The sequence below is a fragment of the Methylocystis sp. ATCC 49242 genome (genome assembly GCF_000188155.2).
Taxonomy (GTDB): domain Bacteria; phylum Pseudomonadota; class Alphaproteobacteria; order Rhizobiales; family Beijerinckiaceae; genus Methylocystis.
On sequence record NZ_KE124774.1, the window covers coordinates 1,783,695 to 1,800,732 of the forward strand.

The window sequence follows — 17,038 nt, forward strand, 5'->3', positions numbered from 1 at the left end:
GATCATGGCTTTCCGCTCTTTCTCAACGATCCGGGCGGATAGCCGAACTTGCGCCGAAAGGCGGCATTGAAGTGGTTCACATGGGAATAGCCGAGGTTCGCGGAGATCACCTTCAGGGGCGCGTTGGTGTTTTCGATCGCCTCGTGGGCGCGTCTCATCCGATGCTCCATCATGAACGCATGGATCGGCATTCCATATTCGCGTGAAAAGTCCTCGTTCAAACTCCTCGACGAGCGATTGAACTCCTTCGCCAGCGTCTCCATAGTCGGGATCGGACCGTCGATCTGGATCAAATAGTCGTGCAACGCCTTCGCCCGGGAACTCGCTCGGTAGCCCGTCGGCCTCGTCACTTTCTCCGCGAGCGCAAAGTCGACCAGGCCGCTCAGATAGTCGAGAATGCGCGCCTGCATATAGAGTTTTCCCACCGGTCCGGTTCTGTTGGGAAGGGGCCGCTTGAGATGGCACGATACAGCCAAGGGAATCCTGTGCACCTCGGCTGACTCGGGTCCATCGAGTCCGAGACAATCGATCAGCGATTTTCCCGCGTCGCTCCCTACGAGCGTAAAGAGAACATCGTGATCTATCGTCACGACACTCGACTTGTAATCGAGCGTGGCGTCGACGCTGAGCATTGTTTCCATTGAAGCGCCCGATCTGAACAGGTCGAAGCCGCGAGAAATGCTGAAGATACGAGCCGAGCGCATATCCCTGTATTGACTCGACCCGCTGTGAACGACCTCCGTCTGGAACACCAGACGATTGAACTCCGAGCTTAAACTAAGCAATGGCTTCAATCGCCGCTCATCTGCGCCGTCGGCCCTGAAGTGAAAATGGAAAACATCCATTCCGGCAGCTGGAGAAAAGAAGGAAATCTTGACGGGCTTGTCATTAGCGTCGGTTGGAACGAAGATGTTTACGATTTCCTCGCTTGGCTCCACAAATTCACATTCCTGATTTACACTTAAGGTCCAGCGTATCACTGTCGACTTTCGTATCTTCATTTGAAATAATTATTCCGCATTTTTTGCGATTGAAAGCAGCGCTTCCGTTTTTTGGATAAGGCAGGATTCGTATAATCCGCTTCCAGTAAGCGTCTACATTACAGTATCGGAAATTCGTATGAGTCATTCATAAAATCGTTGGCATACCTTCGTTCACTACGCCTCTACTTCAATCACCTGTTTCGAGAACCGCAAGCCCGCGAGTGACGCGCGAGCAAACCCCGGTCATGAAGGCGGGATGTAGCGGCCGCGACTTTCAAAACCGAAGCCGCATCCACAAGCAAAAAGCCCGATTTCAAGTAAGGGAGCGGCGGAGAATTCGGGCTCATCAGCTCCATCCGAAATAGCTCGAAATGGATTACGGTTTTTCTGCATGAATGCCGAAAGGCGGGAATCGAGCCTTTTCATATTTTCGACGTGCGATTCACCGATAATAGGCGGGACGTTATGGCCGGCGAGGGGTTAGCAGACTTTCTTCCCATGACGACTTTGCGGAAGCGGGCATGGTGGAGTTTGGATTGAACCGCGCCGACGCGAAGTGGACACGCCGAGTGGACAACGATGAATTTGCATCAATCGCGTTGGTGGGCTGGATCCATTTGGCGCCGCCGGCTCTGTGGAAGCGCGTGGCTGAGGCGATGTGCGCCTTGGGATGGGGCAGGCTCAAACATATCGGAGCCGCGATTTGGAACTACGATCAAATGTGCAAACAATTCAGGGAATCTTCCCACAGACCCGCCACAGGTCTCCGGCGCAAATCCGGCTCCCCTCCGTGACGAGAGGACGGAACTCCGAAAAATCGTTCAGAACATGAGCGCGCCTGCCGCCGCCGCGCCGAGCAGGCAGAAGTCGTGCAGCGCGAGAGCGGCGCGCGGCGGACGCGCCGCTTCATGAAGCATCCGCAGCGTCGCGACATTGACGAGCGACCAGCCGACGCCGATGGCGATGAGCCCCGCCGCAACGCTCGCAATCGAGGCGCCCGCGTAAATTGCGCCCGCGCCGGCGAACATGATGAGGAGCCCGGCCGCCGCGACGGGAATGGGCGGAAACAGCGATGGCCAGCGCGCGGCGAGCGCGGCCGGCCCATACATCGCGAAGAGATGCCAGCCCATCGCGCTGCCGATGAGAGCCGGCCCGGCGGAGCAGACGGCGAGCGTCAGCGGCCCATGCAGCATGCCCGCCGCCATGGCGAACCAGGCGACCGCGCCGGCGAGCGTGGCGAGCGCGAAGCGCCCGGACAGCCGCCCCTGCGCGTGCGAAGCGGCCTCGCCGCGCAGCGCGTGCGGCAATCGCACCGACAGGGCGAGCGCCACGATATGTAGCGCCGCAGCGGCAAGCAGCGTCGCCCCGGGGCTTCCCGTGACGGAGACGACAAGCGGCGCCGCCAGCGCCGCCCCCGCCCCGCCCGCGAGCACGACGAGCCCGCCGCGCGCGGAGCCCTGCGCGGCGATGTGCCGATAGAAGAGCGCAAAGCCCTGCGCGAGTCCGAGCCAGAAGGCGCCGAGGCAGAGAGCGAAGAAATTCCCCCGCGTCAGCGAGAAGGCGCAAAGCGCCCCGCCCGCCGCGCCGAGACTCGCGCCGAGGCCGAAAGCCGCGCGACGGCCGAAAGCGTCCACGAGCATCGCCGCCGGAAAGGTCGCCAGCGCCGCGCCGATGAGCAGCAGCGCGAAAGGCCAGCCCATGCGCTCGGCCGTCGGCGCAAGAAGTCGGCTCTGCTCCGGCAGAACCGTCAGCGTCAGCGCCTGCGCCAGAACCGCGAGGCCGAAGCCCGCCGCGAGGATCGCGCGATTGTCGGTGACGGCTTCACGGTCGGCGCCGGGCGGACAGGCGCAGGCGAGGCGCCCGACGCGCATGGCGTCTTCGTCGATTTGATCGACGCTCACTTCTCGTCCTCGATGTCGTCGTCCATCAGCACGCGATGCGCCGCGCCGTCGAGATCGTCGAATTGTCCGCTTCTCAACGACCACATGAAGGCGACGAGAGCGACGAGGCCGAGCAGCACGGCGAGCGGAATGAGGAAGAGGAGAACGGTCATTCCGCCGGCGCCTCATATTGGGCGAAGGCGTCGCGGCGCGAGCTTATCCCCTCCGCCGGCTGGTTTCCTGCGGTCGAGGCCTTGCCCCCGCGCATCGCATTGAGCGTGACGAGGATCGACGAGCCCGACATGGCGGCGGCGGCGATGAGCGGCGTGAGAAGCCCCGCCATGGCGAGCGGCACGGCGAGCACATTGTAGAGAACCGAAAGCCCGAGGTTCTGCCGCATCAGCGCGCGGGCGCGGCGCGCGAGATCGATCGTCGTCAGCACGGGCGCGAGGCGTTCGCCGAGAAACACGGCGTCCGCGGCGGCCTGGGTGATCTGCGTCGCGTCGATGGGCGAAATCGAGACGTAAGCGCTCGCCAAGGCCGGCGCGTCGTTCAGCCCGTCGCCGATCATGAGAACCTTGCGCCCTTCCGCGCGCAGCGCGTCGAGCCGCGCGACCTTGTCGGCGGGCCTCAGCGCGCCGCGCCAGTCGGCGACATCGAGCGCGCGGGCGACCTTTTCGACAGCCTCAGCGCGGTCGCCGGAGAGGATTTCAATCGAGAAGCCGCGCGCTTTCAGATTGGCGACGGACCCGACCGCGTCGCTGCGCAAGACCTGCCGCACCTGAAACAGCGCGCGCGTGTCGTCATGACGGAAAGCGACGAGCGAAATGTCGGCGTCGAGCGCGCCCAACCGCGCGACTTCTTCCGCCATCCCGCAATAATTCGGCGAACCCAGCCGCGCCTCGGTCCCATCGACCAGCGCCGCGACGCCGAGCCCATGCGCCTCGCGCGCCTCCAGCGCCGCGGCGGCGGGCCGCTCCTGCGCGACCGCGCGAGCGAGCGGATGGCTGCTCGCGCGGGCGAGACGCGCGGCGAGATCGAGCGTGGACGCGTCGATTTCAGCCGCGTTGACGACGCGCGGCTCCGGCGCGGTCAACGTGCCGGTCTTGTCGAAAACGATGGCGTCGGCCTCGGCCAGACGCTCGATGGCGTCGGCGCTGTTGAGCAGCACGCCCGAGCGGAAGAGCGCCCCGCTCGTGACGACCTGCACGGCCGGCACGGCGAGCGCCAGCGCGCAGGGACAGGTGATGATGAGCACGCAGATCGCCGTCACCAGCGCGTCGTGGAAAGTCGCGCCGCGCGCGAGCCAGAACAGCGCCGTCGCCAAAGCCGCGACATGCACCATCGGCGCATAGAGCCGCGACACGCGATCGGCGAGCCGCACATAGCGCGAGCGGGCGTTGGTGGCTTTCTCCAGCAGCCGCTCGATGTCGTCGAGCAAAGTGGCGCCGCCAGCGGCGGCCACGCGCAGCATGAGGGCGCCGTCGTAATTCATGCTGCCGGCGTAGACCTGATCGCCCGCAGCGACCGCGCGGCGATCCGTCTCGCCGGTGATGAGGCTTTCGTCGAGCTGCGAGGCGCCCGAGGCTACGACGCCGTCCACCGGCAAACGCTCGCCGGGACGCACGAGCACGACGTCGCCGGGCCTGATCTGCGCGAGCGGCACGAGCGTCTCCGCGCCTTCCGCCGACAATCTGCAGGCGAGCGGCGCGCGCAGGGCCGCGAGATTGGCGGCGACGGCGCGCGTCTTGCGGCGCATGGCGTGATCGAGAAAGCGCCCCAGCAGCAGGAAGGTCAGCAGCATCGCCGCGCTGTCGAAATAGGCGTGCTCCGCGTGGGTCACCGTCTCATAGACCGACATGCCGAGCGCGAGCAGCACGCCGAGCGAAATCGGCACGTCCATATTGAGGCGCCCGGCCCGAAGCGCGGCGAAGGCGCTTCTGAAAAACGGCTGACCCGCGAAGGCCGCCGCCGGCAGGGCGATCAGCGCCGAGACGCCATGGAAAAGATCGCGCGTCTCGGGATCGATGTCGCCGCCTACCCACACGCCGACGGAGAGCAGCATGATGTTCATCGACGCGAAGCCGGCGATGGCGAGGCATCTGAGCAGCCAGCGCGAGGTCTCCGTTTCCTCCCGCTCGCTTTCCGCAAGCTCGAAAGGATGCAGCGTGTAGCCCATACGTCGCAGGCGCTCGAAGACGCCCGCAAGGTCGAAGCCGTCATCGCGCCACTCGAGCGCAAGGCGGCGGTTGGTGTAATTGACGCGCGCCGACTCCAGTCCGGGAAGGTCGCGCAAGCCGCTTTCGATTTCGCCTATGCAGGCGGCGCAGGTCATGCCGTCGATGGCGGCCTCGAAGCGCCGCGCGCCGTCCCCGGCGCGCGTGACGAAAGCTTCAAAGTCGAAAGCAGCAGCCATTTCGCGCCCTCTTGCTATTTCACCTCGACGCGGTTCCTGGAGCGGAAGACCTGCGCGCCGCCGAGATTGGCGCTGAGCTCCAGATCTCTTTGACCCGCAGGCAACGCCGCCCTCCCGGCGAAACGGCCCGGCGCCGTCTCCTCGAGCCTGAGGCGAACGTCCCTGGAGAGGTCAGCCGGCGCGGCGAAAGCGGCGTTCATCTCGACGCCTGTGATTTCGGCGCCATTCGCGTCGCGCGCGGTGACGAGGATTTCCGTCATGTCGGCGTTGCGCGTCAACTCCACATCCACCTTCCAGTCCCGCGCCGCCTGCGCGCGCGCCTGCGCAATGTCGCGATTGTAGGCGAGGCCGCGCTCATATGGATGGGCGACGACTTCGCCGGAGAAGGTCTTGATGGCGTAATAGATCATTACGCCATTGACGCTGCTGACGAAGACGAAGAAGCCGACGAGCATCGCCAGCACCTTCCATCCATTGAGCGGCCGGCCGCCGGCTTCGTAATCGGTCTGTGGCTCCGGCCTTGATCTGCGCATATTGCTCATGGCGAGGCTCATGTTTCTACCTCACGGCCATACGAAGACATCCTTGGCGTCGATTGTCGCGCCGCTGTCGATGTCCTTCACGGTGAAGACGACGGGGGTCTGTCCCTTTTTCTCCGCCGCGCCGCGGGTTGCAAGTAGAACGCGCGTCTCGCGCGTTTGATCCGGCCCGACTTCGATGACGACGCGGCCGCTGGCGTCGGGTTCGACCCCGACGACGTCGGCGCGCGCGTCGACGCCGGCAACGGCGAGGGTAAAGTGACGCGGTTCGGACTTCTTGTTGGAGAAGCGAACAGTATAACCGTTGCGCACGCCGCCGTCCTTCAGGCGAACGCTGAGCGGATTGCGGTCATGCAGCACGCTGACGCTCATGTCGCCGCGCGTCGCAAGCGTCACCGACATGAAGCCGCCGATGGCGAGAATGAGAATGGCGTAAGCGACAGTGCGCACACGGATGGGACGATAGATCGAGGTCTCGCCGCATTCGCGCCGCTTGATGTTCATCTCCGTGTCATAGCCGATGAGGCGCGCCGGCCGGTGAACCTTCTCCATGACGGCGTCGCAGGCGTCGATGCACAGGCCGCACTGGATGCAGCCGAGATTCGCCCCCTGGCGGATGTCGACGCCCGTCGGACAGACCGCCACGCACTGGCCGCAGTCGACGCAATCGCCCGCCAGCGCCCCTGCGGCCCGCGCGGCGGTCGCCTGCTTGAGCGACATGCGCGGCTCGCCGCGATCGTAGCGATAGGTGACGTTGAGCGCATATTCGTCGGTCAGCGCCGCCTGAATGCGCGGCCACGGACAGGCGTGCAGGCAAAGCTTCTCGCGCATCACGCCCGCGAAGACATAGGTCGTGAAGGTGAGGATGCCGATCCAGAGATAGGCCTCGCCGGCGCCGGGCTGGAAGGTCGCAAGCTCATAGACGAGCGTCGGCGCATCGGCGAAGTAGAGCACCCAGGCGCCGCCGGTCCACCAGGCGATGAGCAGCCAGACGAAGTGTTTCGAGACCTTCTTGCGGATCTTTTCGAAAGTCCACGGCCCGGAGTCGAGCTTCATGCGCTCGCGCGAGTCGCCTTCGATCCAGCGCTCCGTGGTCATGAAGAAATCGGTCCACACCGTCTGCGGACACATGTACCCGCACCAGATGCGGCCCGCGACGGCGTTCATCAGGAAAAGCACGAGCGCGGCGAGGATCAGGAGGCCCGTGACGTAATAGACTTCCTGCGGCCAGATCTCGATGAAGAAGAAATAGAAGCGCCGATGCGGGAAATCGACGAGCACGGCCTGCGACGGCGCATTCGGCCCGCGATCCCAGCGCACGAAGGGAAGGAAATAATAGATCGCGAGGGTCGCGAACTGGATGCCCCATTTGATGCGACGGAACTGGCCGTCGACCTTCTTGGGATAAATCCTCTTCTCGGGCTCGACGAAGGGTTCATCCAGGAGCGGTTGATGTGCGTCTGCGCTGGACATGAGCGGATACTCTGCTGTGTCTCGGACTCCGCGCCACGCGCCTCGTCCGTCGGCGATACGGTCGTCGCCCTGCTGCAAGTCGGAAAGTTCCGACTCGCAGATTGTGTCGTGAGGGCGCCCGGACAAGGACGCCGGACAAAGCGTCGCGCCTACTGCCCGCCGCCGAGCGAATGGACGTAGACGGTGAGCGCCTTGATGGTCGTTTCGTCGAGCTTGTCCTTCCAGGCCGGCATCACGCCGCCGCCGCCATTGGTGATGCGGGCGACGATGGACGGCTTGTCGGAGCCATAAAGCCAGACCTGGTCATAAAGCGCGGGCGCGCCCATTTCGGGATTGCCCTTGCCCTCGACGCCGTGGCAGGCGGCGCAGTTCTCGGCATAGAGCTTCTCGCCCTCAGCCGTCGGCGCATCCGAGTCCGGCGTTTCGGCGTAGGTGCGCACATGATCCGCGACGATCGAGATCTGCTCCGGCGTCAATATGCCGTCGCGGCCGAAGGCCGGCATGGCGGAGGTCCGCGTCGCCTTGTCGGCGTCCCAGCGCACGCCATGCTCGATCGTCTGCCGGATGTCCGCGAGCTTGCCGCCCCAGATCCAGTCGTCGTCGTTGAGGTTGGCGTAGCCCTTGGCGCCCTGCCCGCCCGCGCCGTGGCAGGCGGCGCAGTTCGTCGCAAAGGCGACCTTGCCGACCATGCGCGCCGCCGCCAGCAGTTCAGGATTGGACTCGATCTGCTCGAGCGAGGCGTCCTTGATCTTGGCGAGGATCGGTCCGCGCGTCTCCTGCAAATCGGCCATCTCCTGCGCCACCTGATCGCGCGAGCTCCAGCCGAACAGCCCCTTCGTGCCGCCCGAAAAAGTCGGCCAGGCCGGGTAAACGACCGTATAGGCGATCCCCCATATGATCGTCGCCCAGAGGGTCCACACCCACCATCGCGGCAGCGGCGTGTTCAGTTCCTCGATGCCGTCCCATTCATGGCCGGTCGTCGGCACCCCGCTGTGTTCGTCGATCCTGATCTTTCCGTGCTCAGCGTCCTGAGACATCGTCGTCATCCTCTCGCAAAGGCATTTCGGCTGCTTCATCGAACGACTTCTTGCGCGAGGGCCAGAAGACGTAGGCGATGACGCCAAGGAAAATCACGCCGAAGAAGATCAGACCCCATGACGCCGCGAATGCGCGCCACGCTTCATAGGTCGATACGACTTCGGCCGCTGCTCCGTTCATGGGATCACCTGATGTTGGCCTTGTCGTCGTAGAGCTTGAAGTCCACGGAGACGCCGAGGTGCTGCAGATAGGCGATGAGCGCGTCCTCCTCGGTCACGCCGCCCTTGGAGGCGACGTCCATGAGGACGGCGTTGGGATAGCGTTTCTGCATGGCGGCGGCGCCCGGATCGTCCGGCCCGCTCTGCGCCTTGAGATCGACTTGCGCGTTCTCGATCTGCTCGTCGGTGTAAGGCACGCCGACGATGCGCAGCGTCTTCATCTGCTCTTCGATGTGCTCCGATTTGAGCGGCGTCGTCGCGAGAAACGGGTAGCCCGGCATGATCGAGCTCGGCACGACCGAACGCGGGCTGCGCAGATGGTCGCGCTGCCAGTCGTTCGAATATTTGCCGCCGACGCGCGCAATGTCGGGACCATTGCGCTTCGAGCCCCACTGGAAGGGATGGTCGTACATGCTCTCCGCGGCGAGCGAGTAGTGACCATACCGCTCCACCTCGTCGCGCAGGGGCCGGATCATCTGCGAATGGCAGGTGTAGCAGCCCTCGCGGACGTAGATGTTGAAGCCCGCAAGCTCCAGCGGCGAATAGGGGCGAATCCCTTCGACCTTCTCGATCGTGTTCTTCAGATAGAAGAGCGGCACGATCTCGAAGACGCCGCCGATCGACACCAGAACGAGGATGGCGACGACGAGCAGGATCGAATTGGTCTCCAGCAGTTTTTGCAGTCCGCCGGAGGAAGGCGCGTGTTGAGTCGATTGCGACATGTCTTTCGTCCTCACTCGGCAGGCATGGGCGCCGCGGCGATGTCCGACGTCGGCTCCAATGCGGGAGAGGCAAGGGTGCGGTAGATGTTGTAGACCATGATCAGCGCGCCGATCAGGAACAGGCCGCCGCCGATCGCGCGAATGATGTATTCGGGATGCAGCGCCTCGGTCGTCTCCACAAAGGAATATTCGAGGAAGCCCTGCGGCGTATACGCGCGCCACATGAGGCCCTGCATGATGCCCGCCACCCACATCGAGGTGATGTAGAAGACGATGCCGATCGTGGCGACCCAGAAGTGCCAGTTCACGAGCTTGAGCGAATAGAGCTGGCGGTTGAACACCCAGGGGATCAGGCAGTAAAGTGCGCCGAAGGACACGAAGGCCACCCAGCCGAGCGAGCCCGAATGCACGTGGCCGATGCCCCAGTCAGTGTAGTGCGACAGCGAATTCACCGCCTTCACCGACATCAGCGGACCCTCGAAGGTCGACATGCCGTAAAAGGCGACCGACACGACGAGCATGCGCAGCACGGGATCGGTGCGCAGCTTGTCCCACGCGCCAGAGAGCGTCATCAGGCCGTTGATCATGCCGCCCCATGACGGCATCCACAGGATCACCGAGAAGACCATGCCGAGCGTCTGCGCCCAGTCGGGCAGCGCCGTATAGTGGAGGTGGTGCGGACCCGCCCAGATATAGAGGAAGATCAGCGACCAGAAGTGCACGATCGACAGGCGGTAGGAATAGATCGGCCGGCCCGTGCGCTTGGGGATGAAGTAATACATGATGCCCAGGAAGCCGGTGGTGAGGAAGAATCCCACCGCGTTATGGCCGTACCACCACTGGATCATTGCGTCCTGCACGCCGGACCACACGATCACGGAGTGCGGCGAGAAGATCGAGATCGGGATCTCGGTGTTGTTGCCGAGCACCAGAACCGCGATCGTCACAATGAAGGACAGGTAGAACCAGTTGGCCACATAGATATGCGGCTCGGTGCGGCGCGCGAGCGTGACGAGATAGACCAGCAGATAGGTCACCCACACCACGACGAGCCACAGGATCGCGTACCATTCCGGCTCGGCGTATTCATGCGATCGCGTGATGCCGAGCAGATAACCCGTGCCGGCGATCAGGATGAAGAAGTTGTAGCCCAGCACGATGAACCACGGCGCGAGATCGCCCGCGATGCGCGCGCGGCTCGTGCGCTGCATGACGTAAAAGGACGTCGCGAGCAGCACGTTGCCGCCGAAGGCGAAGATCACCGCGGATGTGTGCAGCGGCCGCAGGCGGCCGAAGTTGATCCAGGGCAAATCGAGATTGAAGACCGGAAAGGCGAGTTCGAGCGCCAGATAGAGGCCGACGATGAAGCCGGCGATCCCCCAGAACAACGCGGCGATCGAGGTGAACTTGATCGGCCCGTAATTATAGTTCGGGCGTCCGTCGATCACGAGCGGCGGGAGCGTCGCCGGCCGCGCGCGGTAACGCAGCAGTATGGCGACGACCGCGGCCACTGAGCCGAGCGAGAACGTCGCCGCATGAAAGGCGTAGGCCGGGGTGTAGGCTTTCGTCGCAATATAGGCCGTCGCGACGGCGAGCGCCGCGAAGATCGCCGACAGCGATATTTCGCCGAAGGTCATGCGTTTCGAGATCAGAGGTGGGCGCTCCATGATGTCTCGTCCTCGAGTGGTTGCGCAAAAATTTCGTGCGGATGCGAGAGTTATGGCCCCGCTTGGGAAAGCGAGGCTTGTGCCAACTCTTTCACCCTCGATTCACAGGTTGAATTGTACAGCGCAATAGAGCGCGGAAGTTGATATTGATCAAATTTTAAAGCCAAGCTTCGTTTGTGCGCGCAATTGTCACAGATCAAATTTTTGCGACATGCGCGGCGCTAGGCGGCGCTTGCATTTGACGCGTTCGGCCCGGTCGCGTCACGACGCCCGAAGGATCTCGATATCGGGTCGTCGCGCGATTATGTCGCAGCCGGAACGCGGCGGAAAATGCGGCTCAGCAGGGATAGCGGCGATGATAGCCGAGGAAGAATCCCAATAGACCGCTGTGACGAAACTGCGTGTGCGGCGGCGAGAAAAACAGGCCGCTTCCCGAGTAGGGGTAGCCGTAGTCGCAGGTGGGATCGTCGGCGGGCGCGACGGCGACCGGCGGCGCTTCGACGAGCGTGGCCGTCGCCACATAGCCGCGCCTGCCATCGAGCGAGACTTTCGTCCATTGCTCGCCGTCGCGCAGCACCACCAGCGTCGCGCCCGCCGGCGCTGACGCCACCACCCGATGACGCGCGCCCGGCCCGGCGCGCAGTTGCACGGGTTCGGCGAGGGTCAGCATGTTCGCAGCCGCCTGCCCCGCCGCGGCGAGCGCAGCGAGAATAACCATGATCGCCAGCAGCGGACGCCGCATATCGCCTCCAATGTCGCCGCCGCTCCCGATGTGCGCCGGCGCAAATCGGAAGCGGCGCTCCTAATCTAAGGGAAAAAGCCGCAGTCTCAAATCTCGAAAGGACGCGGGCGTGCGACCGAATGACGACAGAGACAAGGGCTCGACCCGTCTCGACTTTCCACCGAAGCGCGCCCTATGTTTGACGCGCGGCGCATGGTTTCAGCGTTCTTTGTCCCGCGTCGCTTCTTATGGTGTCGTCATGCGGCGAATTGCGTTTTCTCTCATGGCCGCGCTCGCGGCCTCCCTCCTTTCGCCCCAGGCCTCGACAGGCCGAGACGCCATAGCGGAGACGAAACAGAGGTCCGCCGCGGCGCAATTTTCGCCAAGAGATCTGCCGGCCGACCGTGATGGCGCGAGCCTGCTGACAATCCCCGCTGCGGGGCGCTACTCGATCCGGGCGAAGAGCCCCGCCGGCGCGCGCATCGAACTCGTCGACATGATCGCCGGACCGATGGAGTCCGCTGGCGCTGCGGGTCTGCGCGACGGCCGCATCGACGCGCTGCTCGACAAGGGCGTGTATAAAATTCGCGTCGCCGGCGCGAAAGGCGCGAGCGGCAAGGTCACGCTCGCGGCCGAGCCCTTTGCGGAAATGGAAGCGTCGCGTCCCTCGCTCGTCCAGGGCAAGGTTGAGAACGGCGAACTCGGCGACCTTCAGCAGCGTTCCTACACGCTCGACGTAAACGCCGGGGGTCCGGTCTATCTCGAAGCCGTCGGCCGCTCCCTGCGGGACCTGCGCGTCTGGCAATCCGACGGGGCGCTCGTCGACCTCGCCTTCGAGCGCGGCGCCGTCGAGACGAAACCCGGCCGCTACATGACGCGGCTGCGTCTCGAAGGCCCGCTGTCTCCCGGACGTTATGTTGTTACGGCCTATGGCGGCGAAAAACTCGTCTGGTCCGACGGCGCGACGACGCAGCCTTTCATGTTGCGTCTCGCCGATCCGGCGCTGCTGGCGGCGGGCGTTGCGGAGGGCGTCATCGGCCCCTTCGGCGCCGCGCGTTTCGAGGCGCCGGCGAGCTACGACGCATTCCGTCTCGAACTCCCCGAGCAGAAGCCCGCGCGTCTCGACGCGAGGCGCGGGAGCGCGCGTGACACGACGATCATCGACAAGACGAGCCGCGCTCCGGTCGCGATTGCGCGCGTCGCCGCCGACGGCAAGGCGTCGGCGCGATTGGAAATCTCCGGCCTGGAAGGACAGACGTTCAATCTGCGCGCCGTCCATCAGTCGAACCGCGAGACATTCGAGGCCGAAGGTCCGCATCTCGTCTCGATAGACGTCGCGGGCGAGGGGGGCGACGAGGCTCCGGCGACGGCGCTCCTCGCGCGGCTCGAAAAGGACGGCAAGACGCGCGTCATCGCCTCGGACGCCCCGCGCATCGGCGTCGGCAAGGCGTGGCGCGGCAGGTTCAACGTCCTCGGCTCGACCTCCCTTTTGTTCGAGGCGACGCGCGACGGTCCCGTCGAGATCGCAGTCAAGGGCGTGAAGCTGCGCGCGACGATCGAACCGGCGCTGGGGACATCGGCGCCGCGCGCCGACGGCAAGGACGCGATCCGCTACGATCTCGCCGCGGGCTATTATTTCCTCATGCTGGAGCCGCAAAACGGCTCCGGCGGCGTGGTCGACGTCACGCTCGGTCCGCCCGGGCTCGCCGCGCCGGCGCCGACCGCGCCGCCGTCGCGCGCATCGATCTCCTTTGGCGAGCATCGGCTGGAAAAGGACGGTTCCTATCTCATCCTCGCCAATGTCGCGCCGGGGCTCCTCACCGGTCCGCGCGTCGTCGCCCTGCCGGCGGAGCTCGACAAGGCGCCGCTAGCCCTGCATCAGGATGCGAACAAGGAAATCTCGCTGGCGACGCGCACGCCGAAAGCCGGCAAGACTATTGCGCGCGACGAGACAGGCGCCGACGTCGCCCTGACCTTCGCGGACGAAAAGATCGAGAACGACAAGCGCGTCGTCACGGTTAAAATCGCGCCCGTCGAAAAGGATCGCGCAATCGGCCTCGTCTTCATCCCCGACGCGCCGGCGACCGACGGCGGCGAATCGGCGAAGATCGAAGATACAGGCAAGATCGTCCGCGCCGCCGCAGGCCGCCCGGCTTTCTTCAATCTCGCCCAGGATGAAACGAAAAACCTGCGGTTCGACGTCGCTGAAGGCGGCCTTTACCGCATCGAGACTCTTGGCCGCATGAAAACGGCGCTGCGCGTCGGCGCGACCGCGACGCCGCGACTGGGCGAAGGCGAAGCGAACGGCCCCGGCAAGAACGGGCTGGTGACGACCTTCCTGCGCGCGGGCGCCTACCGCGCCGCCGTCACCGCAAAGGAATCCGCCGGCCATCTCGGCCTTTCGATCACGCCCGCGATTCTGACTCCGACGGCGAAAGTAACCGACGCCGGCGGCGCACGCGCGACGCTCGAACCCGGCAAGGGCGCCGTCGTTCCTTTCGAGATCACGAAAGCCGGCGATTATCGCATCGACCTGCTCGGCCTGAAGCGCGAATGGCGCGCGCGCATCGAGGACGCCGACGGCTGGCCGCTCGCGCCGCCCGGCAAATTCAAACGGGAGACGCGCCGCTACGAACCCGGCGCCTACCGCCTCGTCGTCACGCCCGAAGATGTCGAGGCGCGCATGGTCATGCGCCTCACGCCCGTCGTCGCCGCGGCGGACCTCGAAGGCCATGGTCCACACGCCCTGCCCTTCGAGAAGCCGCAAAGGCTGCAATGGCGCGAACCGCAGACGAAGGACGCGCCGCGCGCGCCCGACGTCTGGCGCTTCACGCTGCATGGCGACTCCGACGTCGAACTGACCATCGGCGAAGGCATGATCGGCGATATTGTGAAAGGCGAAAAGGAGTCGATCGGCAAGGTGGTCGGCGACCGCCCCTTCAAGGGAAAACTGGCCGCCGGAGACTATCGCGTCGACGCGCACAGCCTCAGCCACGATGACCGCCTCGATTACGAGATTTCACTCACGTCGGAACAATTGCAGCCCGACGCGCCGCGCCGCGTCGATCTCCCCGCGACCCTCGCATTTTCACTTGCACACGAGGCCATCGTCGATGTGACGGGCTTTGGCGACGAGGAAGCGATCGGCGTGCTGAAAAATGCGACGGGCGACATCGTCGAGCGCCTGCAGACCCGCGCCGACGACTGGAATGTCGCAATGTCGCGTCGCCTGCCGGCGGGAGACTATCGGCTCGAACTCGAGACACTCGGCGTTGTGGCTGAACCGCCAGGCGAAGGCTCAGACTCGAGCGACGAGAGCGCGAACAGCGAAAGCGCTGGCGATGAAAGCGCGGCGTCGGACGCGACAGAGGAAGAAATCCAAAGCGGCGTCGAAATCCGGCTCGCGCTGATGGACGAAAAGGACGATGGCGCTCTGACGTCGAGCGGCGAGACAGTCGTCACGGGCGCCGGCGCGCATCGCCTGCGCCTTCCCGCCACGCCGCCGGGGGAACTCGCGCTCGTCGCCGCGCGCGCCGATAGCGAAGTCGCCTTGTCCATCGAACGCCGCAGCGCAGACGGCGCATGGCGCGTCATCGGCGTCGAACGCGGCGTCGCGCCCGCGGCGGCGTGGCCCATGCCCGACGACAAGAGCGAATGGCGCGCGGTCGTGTGGCCTGTCGGAGGCGGCGCAACGCCCATTGCCATCGCCGCGCGAAGCATCGATCGACGCGCGCGGGGCGCCGGCGACATAACGCCGGAGATCGTCGACGGCGTGACGCCGCAAATTTGCGTCGCCAAGGCGGCGACGCCCGACGCCGCGCTTGTCGAACTATCTGCGCCCGACGGCGTGGCCGCTGGCTCCGCGCCCGCGCAACTGCTGCGCGCCGCGCGCTCCGGCCCCCTGGCCCCGCAAGCTCAGGCGCTGTGGCTGATGACGCGCGACTGCAAGACGAAGCCGCGCGTCGTCGCTTTCGAATGGAAGGGCGAGGAAATCTCGCTCGACATCGGCGAGAACGAGCGCGCCCAACTGCCGCCGCTCGCAGCGCCTAAGGGCAAGACACGGTTGTGGCTCGCGCGCTCCGCCTTCGCGCAGCCGGGAATCGAGGCTGGCCGCGGCATGGGCGTCGCCCCCGGCGCGGCGCTGGCGCTCGCCGGCGACACCGCGCCGCAATTGTGGAACGCTGGCGGCGCCGGCGCGATGCGCGTCGCGCTACGCGCCATCGATGTCGACACGCGCGCTCCGGTTTCCGGCGGCGCGCTCTTCTCGGGCGTCATCGCGCCAATGACCGCCCAGCCTGTCGACATCGACAAATCCGACGCGCCCCTGGCGCTCGACCTCGCGGGCGGCGTCGCCGCCTTCACCGACGCGCGCGCCATCTTCGGCGATGGCGCGGCGACCGCGCGCATCCTGCATGGCGCCGGCGCGCGCCTGTGGCTGGTCAATGTCGGCGACGCGCCCCTGCCCGCCCGGATTGCGCGCCTCCCCGACGCGGCGGCGACGTTGAACGCGAAGACCGCGTTCAAGCGCTTCTTCGGCGCCGGCGGAGAAATTTCCCTGCCGGTCGATGCGCAGAAGGGCGACCGCATGATCGTCATCGGCGCCGACGCGACCGTCGTTTCGCAAAGCGGACGCGTTGCGCGCGGCGTCGACCTCGCGCTCGACGGGCCGGGCGAGGCGATCATCAGCCACAAGCCGGGCCTCGTCGCCGTCTGGATCGAACGCGGCGGCGCCGCGCCCTGGCCGCAGCCGACGGCGCGCCCGCTCGCGCCGCCGCAGCGCGTCGCGCTCGAAGGCGCGGCGATGCGCTTCACCCTGAAAGGCGAAGCCCCCGTGATGATCGGCGCTTCGAGCAATGCGCCGGCGCTCGTCGCCTTTACGCAGAACGGAAAGCGCGAGACGCTCGCCTTCGCCTCCGGCGTCGAACTCCATCGCTACATGGCGGCGGGCGAAGCGACGCTGGACGTATACGCCCCTCATGACGGCGCCTTGTCCGGAACGCTCGACGTCTCCGCGCAACCGGTGATCGCCGTGCATGAGGGCGTGAACGATCCCGTCGCCGTTTCGCCCGGCGCGAGCGCGCTCTTCTCCTTCGAAACGACTCGCGACGGCGATATTGGAATTGGCGTGCGCGCCGCGCCCGATCGCGTCAGCGCGCGCGTGCTCGACGCAAGCGGCAAGATTCTCGGCGACGGCGTGACTCAAATGCTGAAGCTTTCGCAGGGCCGCTATTTCATCGAGGCGCGCGTTCCGCCCGACGCCGGCGCGACCACCATTCGCGCGGCGATTGTCGGCATATCGCCGCCGCCAGCGGCGCCGCCGGATGAGGTTGTGGCCGAGCTGCTCGACAAGGCCGGCATGAAAAAGACCAAAGCAAAATGAG

The 17,038-nt window shown here is 65.4% G+C and carries 12 protein-coding genes; 1 reads left to right on the plus strand and 11 read right to left on the minus strand.

All coding sequences use genetic code 11. The annotated features are described in order from the left end of the window. Nucleotides 1-2: 2 nt before the first annotated feature. From MET49242_RS25535 to MET49242_RS10980, 11 genes are all read right to left on the minus strand, one after another. Complete coding sequence (locus MET49242_RS25535) at nt 3-980, minus strand: AraC family transcriptional regulator (RefSeq protein ID WP_210162336.1); 978 nt, start codon at nt 978-980, stop codon at nt 3-5. An 824-nt stretch (nt 981-1,804) separates the two neighbouring features. Continuing rightward, complete coding sequence (locus tag MET49242_RS10935) at nt 1,805-2,884, minus strand: MFS transporter (protein WP_036282920.1); 1,080 nt, start codon at nt 2,882-2,884, stop codon at nt 1,805-1,807. After that, the gene (gene ccoS, locus MET49242_RS10940) at nt 2,881-3,036 is read right to left on the minus strand and encodes a cbb3-type cytochrome oxidase assembly protein CcoS (protein WP_036282921.1); all 156 of its coding nucleotides are present in this window, start codon (nt 3,034-3,036) and stop codon (nt 2,881-2,883) included. Before ccoS ends, MET49242_RS10935 begins: the two co-directional genes overlap by 4 nt. After that, nucleotides 3,033-5,279, minus strand: a complete 2,247-nt coding sequence (locus MET49242_RS10945) for a heavy metal translocating P-type ATPase (protein WP_051134135.1) — start codon at nt 5,277-5,279, stop codon at nt 3,033-3,035. The genes ccoS and MET49242_RS10945 overlap by 4 nt, the downstream gene beginning before the upstream one ends. 14 nt (nt 5,280-5,293) lie before the next feature. Then, complete coding sequence (locus MET49242_RS10950) at nt 5,294-5,821, minus strand: FixH family protein (protein ID WP_158497288.1); 528 nt, start codon at nt 5,819-5,821, stop codon at nt 5,294-5,296. 21 nt (nt 5,822-5,842) lie between these two features. After that, on the minus strand, nt 5,843-7,291 hold the full coding sequence (ccoG, locus tag MET49242_RS10955; RefSeq protein WP_036287732.1) for a cytochrome c oxidase accessory protein CcoG: 1,449 nt from the start codon (nt 7,289-7,291) through the stop codon (nt 5,843-5,845). A 149-nt stretch (nt 7,292-7,440) separates the two neighbouring features. Then, nucleotides 7,441-8,328 (minus strand): cytochrome-c oxidase, cbb3-type subunit III, encoded by an 888-nt coding sequence (ccoP, locus tag MET49242_RS10960; protein WP_036282923.1) that lies wholly within the window; start codon nt 8,326-8,328, stop codon nt 7,441-7,443. Continuing rightward, nucleotides 8,312-8,509, minus strand: a complete 198-nt coding sequence (locus tag MET49242_RS10965) for a cbb3-type cytochrome c oxidase subunit 3 (RefSeq protein ID WP_036282924.1) — start codon at nt 8,507-8,509, stop codon at nt 8,312-8,314. The genes ccoP and MET49242_RS10965 overlap by 17 nt, the downstream gene beginning before the upstream one ends. Nucleotides 8,510-8,513: 4 nt before the next feature. Further along, nucleotides 8,514-9,269, minus strand: coding sequence for a cytochrome-c oxidase, cbb3-type subunit II (ccoO, locus tag MET49242_RS10970; RefSeq protein ID WP_051134503.1), 756 nt, complete (start codon nt 9,267-9,269; stop codon nt 8,514-8,516). 11 nt (nt 9,270-9,280) lie between these two features. After that, a complete protein-coding gene (gene ccoN / locus MET49242_RS10975) occupies nt 9,281-10,936 on the minus strand; it encodes a cytochrome-c oxidase, cbb3-type subunit I (RefSeq protein ID WP_036282925.1) in 1,656 nt (551 codons plus the stop codon). A gap of 337 nt (nt 10,937-11,273) precedes the next feature. Continuing rightward, nucleotides 11,274-11,678 carry an SH3 domain-containing protein gene (locus MET49242_RS10980; protein ID WP_036282927.1) on the minus strand — a complete coding sequence of 135 codons (405 nt, stop codon included), beginning with the start codon at nt 11,676-11,678 and terminating at the stop codon, nt 11,274-11,276. Nucleotides 11,679-11,940: 262 nt separating this feature from the next. Here MET49242_RS10980 and MET49242_RS10985 point away from each other — a divergent pair, with 262 nt between their 5' ends. Further along, a complete protein-coding gene (locus MET49242_RS10985; protein ID WP_244430788.1) occupies nt 11,941-17,037 on the plus strand; it encodes a hypothetical protein in 5,097 nt (1,698 codons plus the stop codon). The last annotated feature ends 1 nt before the right edge of the window (nt 17,038 follow it).

Excerpts from the sequence above, each read along its gene's own strand:
- MET49242_RS10980 (WP_036282927.1), bottom strand. The coding sequence starts at position 11,678 with ATGCGGCGTCCGCTGCTGGCGATCATGGTTATTCTCGCTGCGCTCGCC.
- ccoN (WP_036282925.1), bottom strand. The coding sequence starts at position 10,936 with ATGGAGCGCCCACCTCTGATCTCGAAACGCATGACCTTCGGCGAAATA.
- MET49242_RS10950 (WP_158497288.1), bottom strand. The coding sequence starts at position 5,821 with ATGAGCAATATGCGCAGATCAAGGCCGGAGCCACAGACCGATTACGAA.
- ccoG (WP_036287732.1), bottom strand. The coding sequence starts at position 7,291 with ATGTCCAGCGCAGACGCACATCAACCGCTCCTGGATGAACCCTTCGTC.
- MET49242_RS10945 (WP_051134135.1), bottom strand. The coding sequence starts at position 5,279 with ATGGCTGCTGCTTTCGACTTTGAAGCTTTCGTCACGCGCGCCGGGGAC.
- MET49242_RS10965 (WP_036282924.1), bottom strand. The coding sequence starts at position 8,509 with ATGAACGGAGCAGCGGCCGAAGTCGTATCGACCTATGAAGCGTGGCGC.
- MET49242_RS10985 (WP_244430788.1), top strand. The coding sequence starts at position 11,941 with ATGGCCGCGCTCGCGGCCTCCCTCCTTTCGCCCCAGGCCTCGACAGGC.
- ccoO (WP_051134503.1), bottom strand. The coding sequence starts at position 9,269 with ATGTCGCAATCGACTCAACACGCGCCTTCCTCCGGCGGACTGCAAAAA.
- ccoP (WP_036282923.1), bottom strand. The coding sequence starts at position 8,328 with ATGTCTCAGGACGCTGAGCACGGAAAGATCAGGATCGACGAACACAGC.
- ccoS (WP_036282921.1), bottom strand. The coding sequence starts at position 3,036 with ATGACCGTTCTCCTCTTCCTCATTCCGCTCGCCGTGCTGCTCGGCCTC.